Here is a 1,296-nt window from a genome sequence, read left to right as displayed (position 1 = left end):
CTTCACCCCCTTCAACACAGCTTTTTTGCTTTTATCCCCTGATAAGATTTGAGTGATTTGATCTGCAGTGCTTTGATTCTTCATTGCACCTTCCTTAGTCTTAAACCCACCTAAGAGATAATAATGAGTCAATACTTTTTGGATCTTGCCTTTGTTGTCTTTGCTTTCTTCATAACTTGTTTGGATTTTATAAGGGTATTTGCTCAATAAATCAATTTGTTGTTGGCTTAGTTTTGAATTAGCTGGCAAAGAATACACCACCCAATAATAACCTTCAGGGATTGATGAGTTCATATCAGATGAATTATTGTTTTGATTGGATAGGTTTTGTTGTTTGATTGTGCTAGCTTTATGAGGCAATACTTTCCCAAAACTATACCTACCCCCAACAGAAATCAAATAATTTTGATTGTAATATTTACCCAAGAAACCTGCATCCAAATCTGCATAAACTTTCCATTGAGAAGAAATCGCTGAATTCACCCCTAAAGAGAGCATAGCCATTTGATTGGAATTGAGGTTGGTTTGTTCTTTAGCAAAATTGGTGATGAAATCTATCTTGCCTCCACTGATCATATCCCCGACATAAGAAAGCCCAAGCCTAAAATCAGTTTGGTTGCTAGCTGTCCTCAAGCTATAACCAACCACTCCCCCAACCCTTGCCCTGAAAGCAAAGATATTGTTGATATTAGAATTCAAATAAGCATTCCCATTGATTTGATCAAAACCACCATTGCCTACATAACCCAATATCACTTCAGCTTGAGGTTCTAAATAAATAGAATGCTTGGAATTCCTTTTTTCTGCAATATCAAAATCCCAACGATAACCTACTTCTTGTCCAAAAGAAAAGGCAGAAGAAGAAAGGTTGGTGTTTTGATTTTGATTGTTACTGATAGAGAGTTTGTTATAAATGAAAGCATATTTTAAGATGCTATCAGTATAAAATCCTTTTTCCCCTACATAAGAATAATAAGCTCCTATTTCTGCCATCTGGGCTTTGCCATCAAAGTTCTCTCCTTGAAGGACATTGTATCCATAAGAGAGAGCCACCCCTATGTATTGAGACCCACTACCCAAAGCAATATCATAACCTGCTTGGATATTGGTCGAATAGTTTTTGACTTCTTCTCCTCGATTGCTGGTAGAAAGACCATTGAATATCCTTCCCCATCCCCCTTGTGCTTTTTGATTTGTCCTGAGTTCTCCTAACCTTTTGTTCAAATCATTGATATTGGATAAGAAGATAGCATAATTAGAACTGATGGCTGATTGGGTGAGGGATTTGGATTTATC

The 1,296-nt window shown here is 36.8% G+C and carries 1 protein-coding gene; it reads right to left on the bottom strand.

From position 1 onward, the window contains the following. Positions 1-1,296 (bottom strand): autotransporter outer membrane beta-barrel domain-containing protein (locus tag BKH44_RS08610; protein WP_143428341.1); only part of this gene is annotated, 1,296 nt, incomplete at both ends.

It is taken from the genome of Helicobacter sp. 13S00477-4, assembly GCF_002272785.1.
Lineage (GTDB): Bacteria > Campylobacterota > Campylobacteria > Campylobacterales > Helicobacteraceae > Helicobacter_J.
Note: the sequence above shows the minus strand (reverse complement) of the source record. Positions and strands in the feature narration are given on the sequence as shown.